General features: G+C 71.4%; 16 protein-coding genes and 1 pseudogene. 10 read left to right on the top strand and 7 right to left on the bottom strand.

Going from position 1 to position 20,869, the window contains the following annotated elements; genetic code table 11:
- The first annotated feature begins 14 nt into the window (after positions 1–14).
- The 10 genes and pseudogenes from OG787_RS40155 (at position 15) to OG787_RS40110 (ending at position 13,665) form a co-directional block, all read left to right on the top strand.
- Positions 15–1,892 carry an HAD-IIIC family phosphatase gene (locus OG787_RS40155; RefSeq protein ID WP_405538557.1) on the top strand — a complete coding sequence of 626 codons (1,878 nt, stop codon included), beginning with the start codon at positions 15–17 and terminating at the stop codon, positions 1,890–1,892.
- Complete coding sequence (locus tag OG787_RS40150) at positions 1,892–3,703, top strand: fatty acyl-AMP ligase (RefSeq protein WP_405538556.1); 1,812 nt, start codon at positions 1,892–1,894, stop codon at positions 3,701–3,703. Before OG787_RS40155 ends, OG787_RS40150 begins: the two co-directional genes overlap by 1 nt.
- Positions 3,700–5,460 carry an acyl-CoA dehydrogenase family protein gene (locus OG787_RS40145; protein WP_405538555.1) on the top strand — a complete coding sequence of 587 codons (1,761 nt, stop codon included), beginning with the start codon at positions 3,700–3,702 and terminating at the stop codon, positions 5,458–5,460. The genes OG787_RS40150 and OG787_RS40145 overlap by 4 nt, the downstream gene beginning before the upstream one ends.
- On the top strand, positions 5,457–7,127 hold the full coding sequence (locus OG787_RS40140) for an acyl-CoA dehydrogenase (RefSeq protein WP_405538553.1): 1,671 nt from the start codon (positions 5,457–5,459) through the stop codon (positions 7,125–7,127). The genes OG787_RS40145 and OG787_RS40140 overlap by 4 nt, the downstream gene beginning before the upstream one ends.
- Before the next feature lie 17 nt (positions 7,128–7,144).
- A complete protein-coding gene (locus OG787_RS40135; protein ID WP_369035857.1) occupies positions 7,145–7,411 on the top strand; it encodes an acyl carrier protein in 267 nt (88 codons plus the stop codon).
- Positions 7,408–10,395 carry a type I polyketide synthase gene (locus tag OG787_RS40130; protein WP_405538551.1) on the top strand — a complete coding sequence of 996 codons (2,988 nt, stop codon included), beginning with the start codon at positions 7,408–7,410 and terminating at the stop codon, positions 10,393–10,395. Before OG787_RS40135 ends, OG787_RS40130 begins: the two co-directional genes overlap by 4 nt.
- Positions 10,392–11,413: pseudogene (locus OG787_RS40125) on the top strand (3-oxoacyl-ACP synthase III family protein). The gene OG787_RS40130 and the pseudogene OG787_RS40125 overlap by 4 nt, the downstream one beginning before the upstream one ends.
- A 57-nt stretch (positions 11,414–11,470) precedes the next feature.
- Positions 11,471–11,722 carry a phosphopantetheine-binding protein gene (locus OG787_RS40120; protein WP_405538550.1) on the top strand — a complete coding sequence of 84 codons (252 nt, stop codon included), beginning with the start codon at positions 11,471–11,473 and terminating at the stop codon, positions 11,720–11,722.
- Positions 11,719–12,591: a 2-oxo acid dehydrogenase subunit E2 gene (locus OG787_RS40115; protein WP_405538549.1), complete on the top strand. Its 873-nt coding sequence runs from the start codon at positions 11,719–11,721 to the stop codon at positions 12,589–12,591. Before OG787_RS40120 ends, OG787_RS40115 begins: the two co-directional genes overlap by 4 nt.
- 42 nt (positions 12,592–12,633) lie before the next feature.
- Complete coding sequence (locus OG787_RS40110) at positions 12,634–13,665, top strand: alpha/beta hydrolase (RefSeq protein WP_405538548.1); 1,032 nt, start codon at positions 12,634–12,636, stop codon at positions 13,663–13,665.
- Here the strand turns inward: OG787_RS40110 and OG787_RS40105 are convergent.
- The 7 genes from OG787_RS40105 to OG787_RS40075 all read right to left on the bottom strand — a co-directional run bounded on the left by OG787_RS40105 (position 13,559) and on the right by OG787_RS40075 (position 20,863).
- Entirely contained in the window at positions 13,559–14,356 is a 798-nt protein-coding gene (locus OG787_RS40105) for a BTAD domain-containing putative transcriptional regulator (RefSeq protein ID WP_405538547.1), read from the bottom strand. The two genes, OG787_RS40110 and OG787_RS40105, sit on opposite strands and share 107 nt — an antisense overlap.
- A 175-nt stretch (positions 14,357–14,531) precedes the next feature.
- On the bottom strand, positions 14,532–17,393 hold the full coding sequence (locus OG787_RS40100; protein ID WP_405538545.1) for a DEAD/DEAH box helicase: 2,862 nt from the start codon (positions 17,391–17,393) through the stop codon (positions 14,532–14,534).
- A gap of 118 nt (positions 17,394–17,511) precedes the next feature.
- Positions 17,512–18,474, bottom strand: a complete 963-nt coding sequence (tatC, locus tag OG787_RS40095) for a twin-arginine translocase subunit TatC (protein ID WP_369035865.1) — start codon at positions 18,472–18,474, stop codon at positions 17,512–17,514.
- Between the two features lie 53 nt (positions 18,475–18,527).
- On the bottom strand, positions 18,528–18,812 hold the full coding sequence (gene tatA, locus OG787_RS40090; protein ID WP_330292222.1) for a Sec-independent protein translocase subunit TatA: 285 nt from the start codon (positions 18,810–18,812) through the stop codon (positions 18,528–18,530).
- A 258-nt stretch (positions 18,813–19,070) separates the two neighbouring features.
- Positions 19,071–19,265, bottom strand: coding sequence for a hypothetical protein (locus OG787_RS40085; protein ID WP_369035866.1), 195 nt, complete (start codon positions 19,263–19,265; stop codon positions 19,071–19,073).
- Positions 19,266–19,505: 240 nt separating this feature from the next.
- A complete protein-coding gene (locus OG787_RS40080) occupies positions 19,506–19,799 on the bottom strand; it encodes a hypothetical protein (protein ID WP_369037010.1) in 294 nt (97 codons plus the stop codon).
- Positions 19,796–20,863, bottom strand: coding sequence for a helix-turn-helix transcriptional regulator (locus OG787_RS40075; protein WP_369037009.1), 1,068 nt, complete (start codon positions 20,861–20,863; stop codon positions 19,796–19,798). The genes OG787_RS40080 and OG787_RS40075 overlap by 4 nt, the downstream gene beginning before the upstream one ends.
- Positions 20,864–20,869: the final 6 nt, after the last annotated feature.

Here is a 20,869-nt window from a genome sequence, read left to right as displayed (position 1 = left end):
GCAGGCTCCCGGCCATGACCACCGACCCATTCGACCGTCTGCGCTCGCTGCGGCGGTACGCACCCGAGGTGCCCGCGCTCCTCGCGGAACTCGCCGCGGGCCCCGACCCGTTCGGCGCTCTCCAGTCGGCCGGCCGCATCCTCACCCGCCTCGAACCGGCGCACGGTGCCGCGCCCCACGACGAGGACCGGGTCACCGTCACGATCTCCGGCAGCGGCACCTTGGACGGCCTCGCCGCCTCCCTCACCGCCGAGTTCGCCCGCCACGGACTCCAACTCGACGGCGCCACCGGAGACTTCGGCGCCTGGGAACGCGACCTCCTCGACACCGGCAGCGCGCTCTACGCACCGACGACCGCGCTCTCCCTCTGTGTCCTGGACGCCTCGGTCCTCTTCGACCCCTTGCCCCTCCCCTGGACGGTCGCCGACGCGGCCTCGGCCGCCGCCGATCTGCTCGCCCGCCTGGACTCGCTCGCCGCCCGCCACGGCGACCACGCGTCCGGACTGCTGATCCTGAACACTCTTCCGCTGCTCCACACGCACACCCACCAGCTCGTGGATCTGCGCGCCCGTGCCGAACTAGGCGCGCTGTGGCGGGAGTTCAACGCGGGCGTGCTCCGTCTGGCGCTCCGGCACCCGCGTACCCAGGTGGTCGACCTCGACCCGCTCGTCGCCGCCGGCGGCCCGGTGCGAGACGCCCGGCTGGCTGCGTACGCCAAGGCCCGGCTGGGTGCCGAGCTGCTCGCCCGGTACGCCCGCGAGGTCGGCCATCTGGCCCGTGCCCTGCGTGGCCGGACACGGAAGGTGCTGGTCCTGGACGCCGACCAGACCCTCTGGGACGGGGTCCTCGGCGATGTCGGCCCGGAGGGGATCACGGCGGCCGGGACGATCCGCGGGGAGGTCTTCGGCGACTTCCAGCGGGTGGTCCGGCAACTGGCCGCGCAGGGTGTCCTGCTCGCCGTATGTTCGAAGAACGACCCGGCGCCGTTGCTGACCGTGCTGCGGGAGCACCCGGACATGGTGCTGCGCGAGCCGGATTTCGTTCGGGTGCAGGCGAGTTGGGACCCGAAGGACGCGGGGCTGCGGGAGATCGCGGACCGGCTGAACCTGGGGACCGACAGCCTGGTCCTCGCCGACGACTCGGCGTTCGAGCGCGGCCAGGTGGCCGGCGCCCTGCCCGCTGTGGCACTCGTCCCGCTGGACGACGAGCCCGCGCTGCACGCCGAACGCCTCCTCGCCGACGGCTGGTTCGACGTACCGGAGCTGACCGACACCGATCTGCGGCGGGCCGCCCAGTACCACAGCGAGGGCGACCGGCAGCGGCTGCGGGAAGCCGCGCAGTCGTACGAGGAGTACCTCGCGCAGCTCGGTGTGGTCGTCGAACTCGGCCCGCTGCGAACCGATCAGCTCGCCCGCACGGCCCAACTCACCCAGCGCACCAACCAGTTCAACCTCACCACCCGCCGGATGTCGGCCCCGGAGGTACGGGAGTACGCCGACGCGCCCGGCAGGCTGGTCCTGACGGTCGGGGCGCGCGACAAGTTCGGTGACAACGGCCTGGTCGGCGCGGTGTTCGTCCGCCGCGATCCGGCGACCGGCTGGCACCTCGAGAACGCCCTGCTGAGCTGCCGGGTCTTCGGCCGGGGCGTCGAACAGGCCGTGTTCGCCGCCCTGTTGGAAGGGGCCAGGGAGGCGGGCGCCCCGGCCGTGTTCGGCCGCTATCGGCCGTCGGCGAGGAACGGCAGGGTCCGGGAGCTGTATCCCACGCTCGGCTTCGAGACGGCGGACGAGGCGGGGACGGATGGGCCGGACGGGACGACCGCCGTCTTCCGGCACCCGCTTCTCGTCCTGCCCGAGGTCCCGGCACATATCACGCTGAGGGGGACGATCTGATGAGCAGCAGGACCACTCCGGGGAACGGGACGAGGGACACCTTCACCGGTGTCCTCCTGGAGAACACCGCCGCCCAGGCGCACCGGGACGCGCTGGTCTATCTGCGCGACGACACGGCGGGCTCGCCGCCCGTGCGTGTCACCTACGCCCAACTCGACACCCGCGCCCGCCGCATCGCGGCCTGGCTGTGCGCACAGGACGCCGTCGGCCGCCAGGTGCTGCTGCTCCACCCGCCGGGCACCGGGTTCGTCGCGGCCTTCCTCGGCTGTCTGTACGCCGGTGCGGTGGCCGTGCCCGCGCCGCTGCCCACCGACCAGGGCCGTCAACTCGCCCGTGTCTCCGCCATCTTGCGGGACGCGGAGGCGATGGCGGTGCTGACGGCGCCGGAACTCGCGCCCGCGCTGGAGGCCTGGCTGCTGGCCGAGGGGATGACGCACGTCCGCTGTCTCGGTACGGACGGCGACGGCGACTTCGCGGACCCGTCGGACTGGCGTGCGCCGGACATACGCCCGCACGACCTGGCCTTCCTCCAGTACACGTCGGGTTCGACCAGCGAGCCCAAGGGCGTGATGGTCACGCACGCCAACCTGCTTGCCAACGAGGCGGCCATCCAGGCCTGGACGGGCACCGGCCCGGACACGATCGGCGGCGGCTGGCTGCCGCACTACCACGACCTCGGGCTGATCGGACACATCCTGCAACCGCTCTACGCGGGCGGCACAGCCGTGCTGATGTCACCGACTGCGTTCCTCAAACGCCCTTACCGCTGGCTGAAGATGATCGACGAGTACCGGCTGACCGGCAGCGGCGGGCCCAACTTCGCCTTCGACCTGTGCGTACGCCGGGTCACCGACGAGCAGTTGGCGGGGCTGGACCTGTCCGGCTGGCGGGTCGCGCCGAACGGCGCCGAACCCATCCGCGCCGACACCCTGCACGCCTTCGCCGAACGCTTCGCCCCCGCCGGGTTCCGTCCGGAGACCTTCTTCCCCTGCTACGGCATGGCGGAGACGACCCTCCTGGTGACCGGCTCGACCCCTGAACTCCCGCCCGCCGTCAGGACGGTGGACGCAGCGGCCCTGGAACGCGGCGAGCTGTCCGACCCGGTCGCGGACGCCCCCGTACGCACTCTCGCGGGCAGCGGCACCGTACGCGACAGCGAGATCCGTATCGCCGACCCGGTCACCGGGGCAAGCCGTCCCCCGGGCACGGTGGGCGAGATCTGGGTGCGCGGCCCGAGCGTCACCCCCGGCTACTTCCACAACTCCCGTGCCTCCTCGGAGAGTTATCTGCCGGGCGGCTGGCTGCGCACCGGCGACCTCGGTGTCCTCGACGGCGACGAACTGTTCGTCACCGGCCGCCTGAAGGAGGTCATCATCCTCGCCGGGCGCAACCTCTACCCGCACGACGTGGAACGCACGGTCCAGACCGCCGACCGCGCGCTCACCGCGGGGGCGGGCGCCGCGTTCGCCGTACAGAGCGACCTCGGCGAGCATCTCGTGATCGTCCAGGAGGTACGGGCGGCCGCCGTCCCCGGCGGCGATCTGCGCGCGGTGGCAACGGCCGCGCAGCAGCTGATTGGGCGTCACCTCGCGGTCCCGGCGGGCAATGTGGTGTTGGTCAAGCCGGGCACGGTACGCCGGACGACCAGCGGCAAGGTCCAACGCACGCTCATGCGGCGGCTGTTCCTCGAAGGTGCGCTGACTCCGCTGTACGAGGTGCTGGAGCCGTCGGTGCGGGTGCTGGTCAGCGACGCGGGCGACCAGGCTCTCGCCCGGGGTGAGCGTTCCCTGGAGCGGGTGAGCCCGGCATGACGATGGAGCACTCCCCGTACCGGCTCGCCGAGGAGTTGGAGCTGTATCTCGGCGATCCTGCCGACCCGCGCGGCCCGTTCTCGTACGCGGCCAGCGCGGAGCTGGACGCCCGCGAGGAGTTCCCGGCGGAGATCTGCCGGCTCCTCGACGACTGGGGGCTGCCCGACTACTACGTCCCCCTCGGCGCGGGCGGCCGACTGCGGGACTACGAGCACGCACTCCAGCTCGTCCGCACGGTGGCCCGGCGCGACCTGACCGTGGCCGTCGCGCACGGCAAGACGTACCTCGGCGCGGTCTGCGTGTGGATCGCGGGCAGCCCCGAGCAGTCCGCCCGGCTGGGCGCGGACATCCGGGCCGGGGTGCCGGTGGCCCTCGGTCTGACCGAGCGGGCACACGGCAGCGATCTGCTGGCCGGAGAGGTCGAGGCGGTGCCGGACGGATCCGGCTCCTGGCGGGTCACCGGCGAGAAGTGGCTGATCAACAACGCCACCCGGGGCAGTGTGCTGGCCCTGCTCGCCCGCACCGCCCCGGACGGCGGCCCACGCGGTTTCAGCGTGCTGCTGACCGACAAACGCGGGCTGGCGCCCGGCAGTTACCGCCATCTGCCGAAGGTCCCCACGCACGGTATCCGGGGCGCCGACATCTCCGGCATCGCCCTCGACCGGGCCCGTGTGCCCCGCTCGACGGTGGTCGGCGCGGAGGGCGGCGGCGTCGAAACCGTCCTGAAGGCCCTCCAGTTGACCCGCACGATGTGTGCCTCCCTGTCCCTGGGCGCCGCCGACCACGGCCTGCGCCTCGCCCTGGACTTCGCGGCCGAGCGTGAACTGTACGGCCGCCACCTCGCCCAACTTCCCCAGGCACGGCATGTGTTGGCCTCAGCCGCTGCCGACGTCCTCACCCACGAGGCCGTCGCCCTGGTCGCCTCGCGCCTGGTGCACACGGCGACCGAGGAGCTGAGCGTGGTCTCGGCGGTCACCAAGTACCTGGTCCCGACCGGCACTGAGGAGCTGCTCCGGGATCTGGCCGCCCTGCTCGGCGCCCGTCCCTTCCTGGCCGGGGTGACCTCGCCGGGCGTGGAGCGCTACGGCATGTTCGAGAAGATCGAGCGCGACCACCGCATCGTCGCCCTCTTCGACGGAAACACCCTGGTCAACCTCAACTCCCTGATCAACCAGTTCCGTTCACTGGTACGGCGATGGCGACGGCCCGAGACGGGCGTGACCGAGTCGGCATCCTCGGCCTGCGATCTCTCCGCCCCGCTCCCCGCCTTCGACGCGACCCGCCTCACCCTCCTTTCCCGGTACGGCAGTTCACTGCTCGCCGCCCTCCCCGTCTGGACAGCGGAACTGGACGAGGAGGCCGAACACCACCCGGCCCTCACGCCCACCGCCGAAGCGGCACAGCAACTGCTGGCGGTCACGGAATCCGTCCACCAGGAGATGGCCGAGCCGCTGGACGTCGTCGCAGGAGTCCCGTACGAGGCCTTCGAGACCGCCCGCCGCTACTGCCTGTGCTTCGCGGGCGCCGCCTGTCTGGGCCTCTGGCTGCACAACCGCCGCGTGGCGACCGGCGGGATCTGGCGGGACGCGGGCTGGCTGCGCACGGCGCTGGACCGGCTCCTGGTCCGGCTCGGCGACCGACAGCCCGGCTCGGACCCGGAGGCGTACGACCGTCTCCTCGACGAGGCCTACGCGGCCCGCTCGGCCGGACGGCTGTTCTCACTGCTGCACCTGGGCCTCGTGAAGGAGCCGGTATGACCGCCGACGCCCGCGTCCGTGACCTGATCCGGCGGTTCGGCGATCCGGCCGATCCCGCCAACCCGGTGGGCCGGGTCGCGCTCCTCGCGGCGGACGAGCAGGGTGAACCGAGTGCCGCCGGCGAGTGGCTGCTCGACGACCACGGCTTCAGCGCTGAGTTCGTGCCCGTCGAACTCGGCGGCAGGTTCACACAGTTGGACGATCTCGTGCGGGTGGCCCGGGAGGTCTTCCGACACGATGTCGGGCTCGGCCTCGGGTACGGCATCACGTCCTTCATGGCGTCGGTCAATGTCTGGGCCGCCGGTACACCCCAACAGCGCAAGCAGCTCGCCGGGTTGCTGCTGGACGGCGGCAAGGTCTCGGTCGGATATCACGAACTCGCCCACGGCAATGACTTCCTGCGCAACGAGTTCACCGCCGATCGCACCCCGGGCGGCTATCGGCTGAACGGCACCAAGCAGGTCATCAACAACGCCGACCGGGCTGGCGCCTGGGTGCTGTTCGCCCGTACCGACCCGGCGCCGGGTGCCCGCAGCCACTCTGTGCTGCTGACCGGCCCCGAGGACTGCGCGGACGGCGAAGTGACCTTCCTCCCCCGCTTTCCGACAAACGCCGTACGCAGCTGCCGACTTACCGGCCTCGACTTCCGCGACTGCGAGATCCCGGCCGGCGCGCTCGTCGGCGCGGAGGGACAGGGCGCCGAACTGGCCCTGCGGTCCTTCCAGGTGACCCGCAGCGCGCTGCCCGGGATGGCCGTCGGCACGCTGGACACCTGTCTGCGGACGGTACTCGGGTTCGCGCTGGGACGGAGGCTGTACCGGCGGCGCGTGCTCGATCTGCCGCACGCGGCCTCCGTACTCACCGGCGCCTTCGCCGACTTGCTGCTGTGCGACAGCCTGGCGCTCGCCGCCGCGCGGGCCGTGCATGTGCTGCCGGGCCAGTCGAGCGTGACCGGCGCCGCCGTGAAGTACCTGGTCCCGAAGCTGCTCACCCGCACGGCGAACGACCTCTCGGTGATTCTGGGCGCCCGCTTCTACGTCCGCGAGGGCGAGCACGCCCTCTTCGGCAAGCATCTGCGCGACCTGCCCGTACTGAGCCTCGGCCACGCGGGCCCGACGGCCTGCCTGGCCACCCTGATCCCCCAACTCCCGCGCCTGGCAAGGAACCCCGGCCCACCCGCACCCGACGCCCTGTTCACACCGGGCGGCCCGCTCACCCCGGGCATCCCGTACGACCGCCTCACTGTCACGGCCGACGGGGACGCGCTGACCGGCGTACTCGAAGAATCAACGGCGCCCAACGACCCGTACCTCCAGACCCTGTTGGAGCAGCTAAGCGGCGAACTGCACGTCGTACGCACGGCGCTGTCAGCCCTTCCACCGGCCGAACGGACCCCGCTGGCCGGACCGGCGAGCTTCCAACTAGCCGACCGTTACGCCCATGTGATGGCGGCGGCAGCGGCGGTGGGAGTCCACCGAGCCGCAGCCGACGGCTTCCTCGCCGACCCCGCCTGGCTCGCCGCCGCCCTGCACCGCACGGCGTCCCGCCTCTCCCTGCGCCCGGCGCCACCACCCGCCGAGTACACGGCACAGCTGCACGCCGAACTCCTGCGCCGCCACGACGAGAACCGGTCCTTCGATCTTTACGACCTCCGCCTCAACGGCTGACACCCATGGAGCATCCGATGACCGTGCCGAGCACCTACACCGAGCAGACGCTGACGAGTTGGCTGGTCGACCGGGTCGCCGAGTATCTGCGCAGGCCGCCGACCGAGATCGACCCCGCTGTACCGCTCGCCGAGTACGGGCTCGACTCGGTGGCGGCGCTGAGCCTGTGCGGCGATGTCGAGGACGCCTTCGAGGTTCTCATCGAGCCGACGGCCGCCTGGGACTACCCGACGATCCGGTCGCTGGCCGGTCATCTGCTGGGACGGCTGGAGGCACGGACGTGACAGCCGACGACATCGGCGGTGGCAGCGGCCGGATCGCGATCACGGGCATCGACTGCCGGTTCCCGCGAGCCGAAGGGCCGGTCGGATATTGGGAGTTGCTGATGCGCGCCGGTGACGGCGTCGGCCCGGTGCCGCCCGAACGGTGGCCGGTGTCGGAGTCGTTCTCCGCGCCGACCGAGGGCGGGTTCATCTCCGACCCGGACGTCTTCGACCACGAGTTCTTCGCCGTCTCGCCGCGCGAGGCCGGTTCGCTGGACCCGCAGCAGCGGCTGATGCTGCACTGCGCGTGGCGCGCGATCGAGGACGCGGGCATCGCGCCGCACCGGCTGGCGGGCACGTCGACCGGGGTGTTCGTCGGGGTCATGGGCAGCGAGTGGGCCCAGCTCACGCTGACGGACCTGCCCGGGATCACCGCCCAGATCGGCTCCGGCAACGGCTACTGCATGATCGCCAACCGGGTGTCGTACCACCTGGACCTCAAGGGCCCGTCCCTCGCCGTCGACACGGCCTGCTCGTCCTCGCTGGTCGCGGTGCACCTGGCGGCGAACGCGCTGCTCGCGGGCGAGTGCGATCTCGCCATCGCGGGCGGCGTCAACCTGGCATTGACCCCGGCCCTCGGCATCTTCTACGCCCAGGCGGGCCTCGCCGCCCCCGACGGCCGCTGCAAGCCGTTCAGCGCCGACGCGGACGGCATCGGCCGGGGCGAGGGTGTCGGGGCGGTGGTCCTGCGCCGGTACGAGGACGCCGTCGCCGACGGTCAGCCGGTGTACGCCGTCCTGCGCGGCACGGCCGTCAACCAGGACGGACGCAGCAACGGCATCACCGCGCCCAGCCGCTGGTCCCAGGAGGCCGTGGTCGCCGCCGCCTGCCGCCGGGCCCGCGTGGACCCGGCCGACGTGACCTTCGTCGAGGGCCATGGCACCGGCACGGTCCTGGGCGACATGATCGAGACCAGGGCCCTCGGCGCACTCCACGCCACGCGCCCCCGTTCGCGCCCCCTGTCCCTCGGCTCGGTCAAGGGCAACCTGGGCCACACGGAGGGCGCCGCAGGCATCGCGGGCCTGATCAAGGTCGCCCTCTCCCTCCACCACCGCACGGCCCCGGCCAGCCGCTTCGCCACCCACGAGAACCCCCAACTGGCACTCGCCGAGCAGGGTTTACGCCTCCTCAAGTCACCCCTGCGCCTCCCGCCCGGCCCGGTACTGGCCGGCCTGAGCAGCTTCGGCATGGGCGGCACGAACGCCCACGCGGTGCTCGAAGCGGCGTCGCCGAGGGCCGGACGGACGACAGCCCGCACGCGTACGCCGTCGGAAGCCCCCCAGCACCCCGCCACGCAGCTCCCCGCCACACCTCACCCCTCCACACAGCGCCCCACCGGCCTCGGCATCGGTGTCTTCACCCTCACCGCCCCCACCGAGGCGGCCCTGCGCCGCAATCTCCTCACCCAGGCGGAGGCCATCGGCCGCCGACGCATCCCCTTCGGCCCCCTGTGCTGGTCCTCGCACCAGGTCAAGTCCGGTCACGCCCACCGCTGTTCGGTGGTCGCCGCCGACTCCACCGAACTGGCGGCGCGCCTGCGTACGGCGGCCGAGGCGCCCACCCTGCCCACCCGGCCCTCCGAACTCCCGCACACGGCATGGCTGTTCACCGGCCAGGGCGCCCAGTACCCGGGAATGGCAGCCCGGCTGCACCGCGACTCCGCCCTGTTCCGCCACCACCTCGACGCGGCCGACACCGCCCTGCTCCCGCACACCGACGGTTCCGTGCGCGACCTGCTCCTGGGTGCCGATCCGGCGGTCCACCACACCGGTTGGGCCCAGCCCGCGCTCTTCGCGGTCGGCTACGCACTCGGCGCGAGCCTCCACGAGCTGGGCATCCGGCCACAGGCTCTCCTCGGGCACAGCGTGGGCGAGTTCGCGGCGGCGGTCCTCGCCGAAGCCCTCCCGCTGGAGGCGGCGGCACAACTGGTCGCCTTCCGGGGTGCTCTGATGCAGGAACTCCCCGACGGCGGGGGCATGTTGGCCGTGCAGGCCCCGGCCGAGCCACTCCACGAGTACGTCGAGCCGGAGCCCCTGGTCGGCTTCGCGGCCTTCAACGGCCCGCGCTCGACCGTCCTCTCCGGCGACCTGGCCGCCCTGGACCGGATCGCCGACGCCCTGACCCAACGTGGGTTCCCGGTAAGCCGGTTGGAGGTGTCCCACGCCTTCCACTCCCCGCTCATGCGCCCGGTCCTCGAACCCTTCCATCGGCTCGCCGAGGAGGTGACCGACGGAGGCGTCCCGCGCATCCCCCTGTACTCCACACTCCGCGGAAAGCTGCTCGACTCCGAGCCGCTGGACGCCGCGTACTGGACGGAGCACATCAGCGCACCCGTCCTCTTCGCGGACGCCGCCGCCCAACTCCTCGACGAGGACCCGACCCACCTGGTGGAGATCGGCCCGAAGCCCGTACTCACGGCGCTGGCACAGCACTTGACCACCGACCGCACCTCACCGCCCCGCTCCCTGTGCCCTCTCCCGGGCGTGAACGCGGGCGCCCGCGAACTGGCCGGGACCCTCACCGCCCTTCACGACGCGGGCCTCGACCCGGACTGGGACGCCGCGTACGCCCCACAGGACCGCGTCCTCCAGCGCCTGACGCCGTACGCCTTCTCCACGGAACACCGCTTCTGGCATCGGGGCGCCGCTGAGACGCGTACCGAGTCCCCAACCGAACCCGAGAAGCCCCCAGTTCAGCCGAGCACCACCGCTGCCGCCGCCGTCCTCGACGCCATCTCCCAGGTCGGCGGCTACCCCCCGACCGCCCTCTCCGACACCTCCCGCCTCTACGAGGACCTCGGCTTCGACTCGGTCGCCGTCATGGAGCTGAAGTCCCGTATCGAGGAACGGCTTCCGGCGATCGGCGACCTCCCCGTGCACGAACTGCTACCGAGGCTCTCGTCGGTCGGCGACCTCGTCGCGTACGTACAGGAGCGCACTCCATGACGACGAACCCGCCCCATCTCGCCGGCGCCGGTTCCGCCCTGCCCGGCGAACCGGTCGACAACGCGGCGCTCTCCGCCGCCCTGGGTGTCAGCGCCGAGTGGATCGAGCTGTTCATCGGCACCCGGACCCGGCACTTCGCCCGCGATCTGGTCACCGGGGAGGTACGACGGTCACTGGCCGACCTGTGCGCCCAGGCCGCGGAGGAGGCGATGGCCAACGGGGGCGTCGAAGGGGCCGACATCGAGTTCCTGGTCCTCGGTACGGCGACCCCGGACCACCTCATGCCGACCACCGCGAGCCAGGTCGCCGATCTGCTCGGCCTCGACCAACTCCCCACCTACCAGCTCCAGTCGGGCTGTGCGGGCGCGGTACAGGCGCTCGATCTCGCCCGACACCTGCTTTGCAGCGGGGAGTTCGGCTGCGGTCTCGTCATCGGCGGTGAGTCTGCACCAAACACCTCGACCTGCGCCGGGACCTGTCCGCCGCGGCACCGAGCGACCTCGTCAACGGTGTGCTGTTCGGGGACGGCGCGGGCGCCGCCGTCCTGACCGCCGAGCCGCACGGAGCGGCCGTGGCCCTGCTGCGCACCCTCAACCGGTGTACCGGGCTTGGCCGTTCGCCGGGCCAGATCATCGACTGGTTCGGCCTCGCCGACCGGGACGAGGACCGCCAGGCGCTCACCGAGGACTACAAGGCGATCGAGGAGTCCGTACCGGTGATGGCGGCGGAGATCCTCTGGGAACTCCTCGACACCCTGGGCTGGTCGGCGGACGACGTGGACTTCCTGCTGCCGCCCCAGCTCTCCGGCCGGATGACCCGCCAGATCACCGAACACCTCGCCCTCCCCTCCGCCCACGAGATCTCCTGCGTCGCCCTGACCGGCAACAACGGCAACGCCCTGCCGTTCCTCCAGATCGAACAGCTGCTGCCGAAGATGGGCAGCGGCCAGAAGGCGCTGGCCGTGGCGGTCGAGTCCAGCAAGTGGATCAAGGCCGGGTTCGCCCTGGAGAAGCGCTGAAGTTCTGAAGCACTCACAGCACAACCCACCACCGAGTTCCCCGACCGAGAGGCCCGCATGCCCTCCCTGCCCCCGCACACCACCTTCGCCGTCACCGACTTCCACCACCTCGTCCGCAACGACCTCGGACTTCCCCTGACCGACGCCCAGTTCGCCACCGACTTCGACGAACTCCCGGACTGGGACTCCCTGTTCCTCCTCAAACTGGTCGTCCTCCTGGAACGCGCCACGTCCCAACCGGTCCCGGTCTCCCGCCTGTTCGAAGCCCGCAGCCTCCAGGAGATCTACGACCGGGTGGTGACCCCGTGACCAGGGGCGGACCCAGTGGGTCCAGTCGGTCCGGCGGCCACTCCACCCACCCCGTCCGCGACCGCCGGCACACCCTCCACTTCCTGGAGTACGCGGCCGCCCAACGCCCCGTGCACCTGGACACCGACATCGACATGACCCACGCCCTCGCCCACCGCGCCGCCGCCGACCGCCACTACTCGACAGTGACGTACGTCCTGCACGCGGCCGGACAGGTCCTGGCCCGCCACCCGGAGGCCAACGCGGTCCTCGCCCCGGGCCACCGGCGCCGCCCCCGGATCGTCCGGTTCACCGAGGTCACCGGGAAACTCGCCCTGGACACGACCGTCCCCGGCGGCGACCGCATCGTGCTCTCCGCCCTCGTGCCGGCCCTGGAATCGGCGTCCCTGGCCGACATCCAGGACCGCGTCGACCGCTACCGCAACGCCCCGGCCCCCGCCGCCCTGCCGGAGTTCGCCCGCGTCCGCACCCTGACCCGGCTGCCGGCCTGGCTCGGCCGGATCGCCTTCGCCGCAGCCCTGCGCGACCCCCGCCGCCGCCTCGCGATCCTCGGCACGGTCTCGGTCAGCTCCCTCGGCCACCGCCCGGTCGACGGCTTCCACTCCACAGGCGGTACGGCCCTGACGCTGACCTGCGGACGTACGGCACCGCGCCCGGTCGTCCGGGACGACGGCCGGATCGAGGCGGCCCCCCTGATGCGGCTGGGCCTCACCTTCGACCACCGCGTACTGGACGGCGCCACCGCCGCCGACGTCCTGGCCGACCTCAAGTCGGCGCTCGAGTCGGAGTGGGCGACACAGCACACCGGCCACACGGCCGCAGTCACACCGCTGCGCCCCCTGCACAAGGCGGCGACGGACCCCCAGTGACCCGGCGGGGAGAGCCCACGCCGAGACAGGAGCACCGAACCCATGCATGATCTGGGCGAGTTGAAGCAGTACGCCCTGCTCCACGCCCGCAACCAGGGCCTGTCCACCCGGGCCACGACCCGCGTCCTGGCCCGAATCCGCAGCGACGACCCGGGCGCCGAGGACTCCTGGGCCCGGGTGTGGTCCGCCGAGGGCGACGCACTCGCCGGGCGCGGCCGGCTGCTCGGCGCCTGCCGCTGCTACGCCCTCGCCCGTTTCCCCTACGCCGAACCGGCCGACGGCGACCGAATGCGCGCCCAGCGCACGGGCGTGGCCGCCTTCGACCACTGGCGGCAGGCCCGAGGCGGCGTCGAACGCATCGAACTCGCCCACACGGACGGCACGTTGGCCTGCTGGGCGGCTGGCCTGGACAGGCACCGCCCGCTGCTCGTCATGATGGGCGGCATCGTGAGCGTGAAGGAGCAGTGGGCCCCGCTGCTCCCGAAGCTGACCCGCCTCGGCTACGCGGCCGTGGTCACGGAACTGCCCGGCGTGGGCGAGAACTCCCTGCCCTACACGGCCGATTCATGGCGCCTGCTGCCCTGGCTGTGCGACCGGCTGTCGGACCGCGCCCGCACCACCGACGCCACGCTCCTCTGCCTGAGTTTCAGCGGCCATCTCGCCCTGCGCGCGGCCGTCGAGGACCCCCGGATCGCCCGCATCCTGACCGTGGGCGCCCCGGTCGCGCACTTCTTCACGGACGACGACTGGTGGCCCCGCGTCCCGGCACTCACCACAACCACCCTGCGCCATCTGACAACGGCCGCCGACGACCACGAACTCCGCTCACTGCTCAAGGAGTTCCCGCTCGACACCGCTCAACTCGGCGCCGTACGGGCGGCGGTGCGGTACGTGGCGAGTGCGCGGGACGAGATCATCCCGCCCGGGGAGCAGTCGTTGCTCCGTGAGGCGCTGGCCGACCTCCGTGTCAAGGAGTTCGACGATGTGCACGGCTCACCGGGGCACGCCGGTGCGCTGCGGCGCTCGCTGGTGCTGAACCTGCTGCGCCCAGCACGTGGTCGTGCAGCCGGGTGAGGTCGGGCCCCGGTCCGATGCCGAGTTCCTCGTGCAGCGACCGGCGTACGGCACGGTAGGCGCGTACGGCGTCGGAGCAGCGGCCGGAGCGGTGCAGGGCGACGATGAGCTGGCAGTGGAGTCGCTCGCGCAGCGGATGCTCGACCGCCAACTCCATGAGTTCACCGGTGAGTTCCTGATGCCGGCCGAGCTTGAGGTCGGCGGTGATCCGCTGCTCCAGCACGCCGAGCCGCAGCTCCTCCAGCCGGGTGGCGGCGGACCGCAACACAACACCCTGCGGCACCCCGGACAGCGCGGGCCCCGTCCACAGCGCGAGCGCCTCCCCCAGACTGCGCGAGGCGGCGCCGAAGTCCTCACCCTTGAGGGCCAACCGCCCTTCCTCGCTCAGCGTCTCGAAGCGGCGCAGGTCGAGGTCGTGCGGTTCGACGTTCAGGACGTATCCGGGCGGCCGGCTGACCAGTGGCCGTCCGGCGCCGCTCTCGGCGAGGGCCTTGCGGACATGGCAGATGTACACGTGCAGGGTGCTGGCCGCGGTGCGGGGCGGCTCGTCGGGCCACAGTTCGTCGATGAGGGCATCGCTGGAGACCACCGAGCCCGCCCGCACGAGCAGGGTGGCGAGCACGGCACGCGGCTTGGCGGCCGCGGGCGTACGGGTGTCGAGGCGGACCGGTCCCAGTACACGGAATCGCAAGGGTCAGCTCCTATCACGTCGCACAAGAACGTCACACGAGAACTGCCCCCACCTTCCCGAACCCCGCTGAAGAAGCACGGGAGAGCCACGGGAGGACCGCCCCGGAGCACCCGGGACGGACACCCGAAACGGCCTTCCTGCCGCTTCCTGCCTCTGTCAGCCGCTCGCGCCTCTGTCAGCCGACCGACGAGTAGGCCACAACCCCCCGCAGCAGCCCCTCCACGGCCTTGCGCGCGTTCTTCGCGACCGTCGACCCCTCGCCGCCGGAGACCGGCGCGGCGGCCGAGATCTGACCGAGGACGTCGATGACCTGCTTGCACCAGCGGACGAAGTCTCCGGCCGGCATCTCCGCCTCGCGCAACACCTCGTCGAGGCCCTTGCCGGACGCCCACTCGTAGGCCGCCCAGGCGAAGCCGAGGTCGGGCTCGCGCTGACCCACGCCCTCGCTCTGGGTGATCTTGAACTCCTCCTCCAGGGCGTCGAGTCGACCCCAGATGCGGACCATCTCGCCGAGCGCGGCCTTGGCCTTGCCGGACGGCACCTTCGGTGCCATGGCGTCGTCGGCGGCCCGCGACTCGTACACCAACGCCGAGACGCACGCGGCGAGTTCGGCGGGCGAGAGCCCGTCCCACACACCCGCGCGCAGGCATTCGCTGGTCAGCAGGTCGAGTTCGCCGTAGAGCCGGGCGAGCCGCTTGCCGTGCTCGGTCACCTCGTCGGCGCGCAGATAGTCCAGCTCGGTGAGCAGGGCGACGATGCGGTCGAACGTACGGGCGATGGTGTTGGTGCGGCCCTCGATGCGCCGCTCCAGCTGCGAGGTGTCGCGCAGCAGCCGGTAGTAGCGCTCGGCCCAACGGGCGTGGTCCTCGCGGTCGTTGCAGCCGTGGCAGGCGTGGGCGCGGATCGCGGTGCGCAGCCGGGCGATCTCCCGGTCGTCGGCCGCCTGGGAGCGCTGCTTGCGGGCCCGCTCGGGCGGGATGTGCCCGGCCTTGCTGCGCAGCGCGGAGGCGAGGTCGCGACGGGACTGCGGCGAACGCGGGTTGAAGGACTTCGGGACCCGCATCCGCTCCAACGCCTCGACGGGCACCGGGAAGTCCATCGACGCCAGCCGCTTCACCTGCCGCTCTGCGGTCAGTACCAGCGGGCGCGGCCCGTCGTGCTGCTCGAAGCCGCGGTGGCCGTTGGACCGGCCGGCGGGCAGCCCCGGGTCCAGGACCAGCGCGAGGCCCGCGTACTTGCCGGTGGGGACGTGGATGATGTCACCGGGCTTGAGCTTCTCCAGCGCGACGGCGGCCTCGGCGCGCCGCTGGGCGGCGCCCTGTCTGGCCAGGTCGGTCTCGCGGTCCTTGAGTTCGCGGCGCAGCCGCGCGTACTCCTCGAAGTCGCCGAGGTGGCAGGTCATGGACTCCTTGTAGCCGTCCAGACCCTCCTCGTTGCGCTGCACCTGCCGGGAGATCCCGACGACCGACTTGTCGGCCTGGAACTGGGCGAACGAGGTCTCCAGCAGCTCGCGCGAGCGATGCCGCCCGAACTGGTCCACGAGGTTGACCGCCATGTTGTACGACGGCTTGAAGCTGGAGCGCAGCGGGTACGTGCGCGTGCCGGCCAGTCCCGCCAGGTGGTCGGGGCTCATCCCCCGCTGCCACAGCACCACGGCATGACCCTCGACGTCGATGCCACGCCGCCCCGCACGCCCCGTCAGCTGGGTGTACTCGCCGGGCGTGATGTCGGCGTGCTGTTCGCCGTTCCACTTGACGAGCTTCTCCAGCACGACCGAGCGGGCGGGCATGTTGATGCCGAGCGCGAGGGTCTCGGTGGCGAACACGGCCTTCACCAGGCCCTGTACGAAGAGTTCCTCGACGACTTCCTTGAACGTGGGCAGCATGCCCGCGTGGTGGGCTGCGATGCCCCGTTCCAGGCCCTCCAGCCACTCGTAGTACCCCAGGACGTGCAGGTCCTCGGAGGGGATGGAGGAGGTGCGCTCCTCGACGATGGCCCGCACCCGTTCCCGCGCCTCGTCGTCGTTCAGCCGCAGACCCGCGTACAGGCACTGCTGTACGGCAGCCTCGCAGGCCGCGCGGCTGAAGATGAACGTGATGGCGGGCAACAGGCCCTCGGAGTCGAGCCGTTCGATGACTTCGGGCCGCCCCGGCGTCCACACGCGTGAGCGGGACCGGCGCTCCCGCTCACGGTCGGCCTCGCGCATGGAGCGCCCGCGTCTGCGGTCCTGGAAGGAAGGCCGCTGGGCCTCCATGCGTGCGAGCCGCGCGAGGTCGGGGTTGACTGCCTTCCTGCTGCCCTCGCCCTCCTCGAACAGGTCGTACATCCGGCGTCCGGCGAGCACATGCTGGAACAGGGGCACGGGCCGGTGCTCGGAGACGATCACCTGGGTGTCGCCGCGCACGGTGTCGAGCCAGTCGCCGAACTCCTCGGCGTTGGACACGGTCGCCGACAGCGAGACGAGGGTGACCGACTCGGGGAGGTGGATGATCACTTCCTCCCATACGGCGCCACGGAAGCGGTCGGAGAGGTAGTGCACCTCGTCCATGACCACGTGGCCGAGACCGAGGAGGGTCTGCGAGCCCGCGTACAGCATGTTCCGCAGGACCTCGGTGGTCATCACGACCACGGGGGCATCGGAGTTGACGCTGTTGTCGCCGGTGAGCAGACCCACCTTGTCCGCGCCGTAACGGCGGGACAGGTCGGCGTACTTCTGGTTCGACAGAGCCTTGATGGGGGTCGTGTAGAAGCACTTCTTGCCCTGCTGGAGGGCGAGATGGACGGCGAACTCGCCGACGATCGTCTTGCCCGACCCGGTGGGGGCGGCCACCAGCACGCCCTTCCCCGCTTCGAGTGCCTGGCAGGCCTCGATCTGGAAGGGGTCGAGGCCGAAGTCGTACATCTCGCGGAAGGACGCGAGCGCGGTGGCCTGCTCGACAGCGCGCTTACGTGCTGCCGCATACCGCTCGGCCGGTGAGAGGTCCTCTGTCATCGTGCTTTCGAGACTACCGGCCCCCACTGACAACAGGACGATCATTATCCGGATCGATGCCTGGGAAACACGGGATCCGCGCAGCTCAGCGCAGCACGGAAGCGGCCGGGGCGCCCGCGTGGGCGTCCCGGCCGCTTCCGTACCGGAGTGAGGAGAGAGACCCTCAGGTCACGTCGTCGTAGCCGTTGACCCGGTCCGGGCCCGCCTGTTCGGGCAGGGCGCGCGTGGCGGAGACGGTCTCGATCTCGCCGATGTCCTCCGGAGTGAGGTCCAGGTCGGAGGCCTCGTCGTCGCCGGGGCCCTCCGCCTCGCGTCGGCGCTTGCGCCGGTCGTTCGCCAGCGAGAAGGCCACCGCGCCGAAGTACAGGATCCAGATCGGTCCGGCGAGCGCCAGCATCGTCAGCGGGTCCGTGCTGGGCGTCGCGATCGCCGCGAACACCGTGATGCCCATGATCATGGCGCGCCACCAGCCGGCCATGCGCTTACCGGTGAGAATCCCGGTGATGTTCAGCATGATCAGCAGCAGCGGCAGTTCGAAGGAGAGACCGAAGACGAGCACCATGCGCGTGACGAGGTCGAGCAGGTCGTCCAGCGGCAGCAGGTTGTCGACGCCAAACGGCGTGAACTCGATCAGGACCTTCGCGGTGGTGGGGAGCACCCGGTAGGCGAAGTAGGCGCCGCCGAGGAACAGCGGGACACCGGATCCGACGAACGCGTACGCGTACTTCTTCTCGTTCTTGTGCAGGCCCGGCGCGACGAACGCCCACAGCTGGTACAGCCAGATCGGCGAGGCGAGCACGACGCCGGCCATGAGCGACACCTTCAGCGCGAGCGTGAAGGGCGCGAGCAGGCCGTTGATCGTGATCTGCGCGCAGGGGTTGTCCCCCTCCGACTGCTGCTTGGCCAGCTCGGAGAAGGATGACGGGCATCCGACCGAGTCGAGCACCGGCTTCGTGAAGAAGTTGATGATGTCGTTGTAGAAGAAGGCGGCCACGACCGTGACGACGATGATGGCCAGCAAGGCCTTCGCGACCCGGTTGCGGAGTTCACGGAGATGCTCCACGAGGGGCATCCGCCCCTCGGGATCCCTCCCCTTCTCCTCCTTGTTGCGGGCAGACTTGAGCAACCCACGTCCTCATCTCGTGCGGCAGGCCGGAGGCATCCGGCCTTGCGTCAGCGTCAGCGCTTGGTCGTGTCCGTGGGCTCGGTGACCGGACGTGAACTCGTCACGTCACCGGGGGCGGCCTGGATGGTGCGCTGCGCCGGGGGCTGCTCGTCGGTGTGCGGCGGGCCGGCCGGGGCCGTCTCCTGGCCCTCCGACTTCATCGCCTTGGCCTCGCTCTTCAGGATGCGCGCGGACTTGCCGAGCGAGCGCGCCATGTCCGGAAGCTTCTTCGCGCCGAACAGCAGGATGATGACGACGAGGATGAGAATGATCTCGGGAGCTCCGAGCCTTCCGAACATAAGTCTTTACCTTCTCACCGAGGCGGCTGGGTGGGGGTACTGTCCGATCGTTCGGACAGGTGTCCGACCGTCGTGTTGACAGCGATCGTAACGCTCGGGGGTAAACCTGAGGCAATCCCTGTGCGTACTCCCGGTCAGCGGTCCGGGCCTCTTTTTCCGGCCGCGATCAGCAGCGTACCTGCCGACGCCGACAAGGTGACAGGGCGAAGTCGCCCAAAACACACCAACCCGCGGACTCACAGGAGAGCCGCCGGGCACTCACAGTGCATCGACAGAGCGTGCCGTGTGAGCGGCGGCCCTTTCCAGGTCCTCGGCGGCCCGATTGATACGCCGCGCCGAGTCCGTGACCTGCCGTCCCAGCCGCTGAGCCTCCACAAATACCCGAACAGCAAGCACCCCAAGAACAACAAGCCCCAGAAACCCCACAGCAACCGCGAACATCGCCCAGAACATGCGACGGAGCCTAGCCGTGTTTCCCGCCCCTGCCGCCCCTACCCGTCCCATCCTCGGGGGCTGCGCCCCCAGACCCCCTTTTGTCCTCAAACGCCGGACGGGCTGGTTTGTCAGCCCGTCCGGCGTTTGAGGACAAGGCCCCTTCAGGGCCGTAGCGGGGGTTCGGGGGCGGCAGCCCCCGAGGGATGGGAACGGGTAGGGGCGGCAGGGGCGAAACAAACCCGCCCCCAGCCCCACCCCTCAGGCCGGCCCAGCCAACCGCAACGTCTTGACCCCACCCCCGGTGAGCAGCTCGACCACGCGCTCACCCGCAGGCTTACGGACAGTGACATCACACTCGGGACAGGTGAACGAGTAGAACGTGGTCCGACTACTGGCCCCGATGGCCAGCCGCAGCGCACTCGCGGTCAGCTCGAAGTTCCCACGACAGTCCGGGCAGGCGGCCCGGAACACCACCGGCGCCACTCGTCTCATCCCCGCGAAGGCAGCCGCAACCGTCATGTCCCGCACACCTGACATCGGAGACTCGCTCAACGCTCCTGCTCCCGTCCGTCGTACAGCCCGTCCTGAACCCCGTGCGCCCCGGACACCGCCGCCCGCGTCCCAGGCACGGCCGACGGCGCGTCGTACGCCGCCAGCGCCTCCTGGGCCGCCCGCCGGGCACTGTCCGCGAGCCCCTGCGGCGAGACGATGCGCCCGTCACGGCCGAGCCGCAGCGCCAGCCGCCGCAGCGACGCCGGATCGGGGGTCCGCAAAGTGATACGCAACCCGCCGTCGGGAAGCTCATCGGCACTGTCGTGCGGGTAGTACTCCGCGACCCAGCGCCCACCGGGCCCGACCTCGACGACCACCTCCGGGTCCTCGGCGGCGGGCTGCACCAGCCCCTCCGACAGGTCCCGCAGTTCTATCTCGGGCGGTACGGACGGCTCGTCCAGGATCTCGATCTCGGCGACCCGGTCGAGCCGGAACGTACGGCGCGCCTCGGAGCGCCGGCACCAGGCCTCGACGTACGTGTGCCCGACGCTGACCAGGCGGATCGGGTCGATCTCCCGTTCGGTGACCTCGTCGCGCGCGGGCGAGTAGTAGCGGATCCGCAGCCGGCGGCGCTCGGAGATCGCCCGGTCGACGTCCGCGAAGACCCCGCCCTCCGACTCGAAGGTCACCGACAGCCGGGTGCTGGCCCCGGCGGCCTCACCGGCGGCCGTCTCCACCTTGGCGGTGGCCCGCAGCAGCGCCTGCCGGTCGCCCTCGCGCAGCCCGGGCAGCGTGGACACCGCGCGGGCGGCGACCAGCAGCGCGGTCGCCTCGTCGGCGGCCAGCCGGAGCGGTTCGGCGGCCTCCTCCCCGAGGGCGGCGGGGTTGTGCCACCAGATCCGCTCGCCGTCGGTGTCGATGTCGAGCAGGTCACCGCCCCGGAAGCTGGTGCCGCACATGGGCAGCACGTCCAGGTCGGAGACCAGCTCGTCCTCGGTGATCCCGAACGCGCGGGCGACATCGCCGACGCGCGCGCCGGGCCGCTCGCGCAGATAGGTCACCAGGGACAGCATCCGCCGCGTCTGGTCGATGGCGTTCACGGGCCTGGCCGGTTTGCCTGCCACTTGCTT

It is taken from the genome of Streptomyces sp. NBC_00075, assembly GCF_045041225.1.
GTDB lineage: Bacteria > Actinomycetota > Actinomycetes > Streptomycetales > Streptomycetaceae > Streptomyces > Streptomyces adonidis.
Note: the sequence above shows the minus strand (reverse complement) of the source record. Positions and strands in the feature narration are given on the sequence as shown.

What these genes read in the sequence shown, in the direction of transcription:
- OG787_RS40100 (WP_405538545.1), bottom strand. Translation starts at nt 17,393, where the DNA reads ATGATCGTCCTGTTGTCAGTGGGGGCCGGTAGTCTCGAAAGCACGATG.
- tatA (WP_330292222.1), bottom strand. Translation starts at nt 18,812, where the DNA reads ATGTTCGGAAGGCTCGGAGCTCCCGAGATCATTCTCATCCTCGTCGTC.
- OG787_RS40155 (WP_405538557.1), top strand. Translation starts at nt 15, where the DNA reads ATGACCACCGACCCATTCGACCGTCTGCGCTCGCTGCGGCGGTACGCA.
- OG787_RS40140 (WP_405538553.1), top strand. Translation starts at nt 5,457, where the DNA reads ATGACCGCCGACGCCCGCGTCCGTGACCTGATCCGGCGGTTCGGCGAT.
- OG787_RS40145 (WP_405538555.1), top strand. Translation starts at nt 3,700, where the DNA reads ATGACGATGGAGCACTCCCCGTACCGGCTCGCCGAGGAGTTGGAGCTG.
- OG787_RS40150 (WP_405538556.1), top strand. Translation starts at nt 1,892, where the DNA reads ATGAGCAGCAGGACCACTCCGGGGAACGGGACGAGGGACACCTTCACC.
- OG787_RS40110 (WP_405538548.1), top strand. Translation starts at nt 12,634, where the DNA reads ATGCATGATCTGGGCGAGTTGAAGCAGTACGCCCTGCTCCACGCCCGC.
- OG787_RS40085 (WP_369035866.1), bottom strand. Translation starts at nt 19,265, where the DNA reads ATGTTCTGGGCGATGTTCGCGGTTGCTGTGGGGTTTCTGGGGCTTGTT.
- OG787_RS40120 (WP_405538550.1), top strand. Translation starts at nt 11,471, where the DNA reads ATGCCCTCCCTGCCCCCGCACACCACCTTCGCCGTCACCGACTTCCAC.
- OG787_RS40135 (WP_369035857.1), top strand. Translation starts at nt 7,145, where the DNA reads ATGACCGTGCCGAGCACCTACACCGAGCAGACGCTGACGAGTTGGCTG.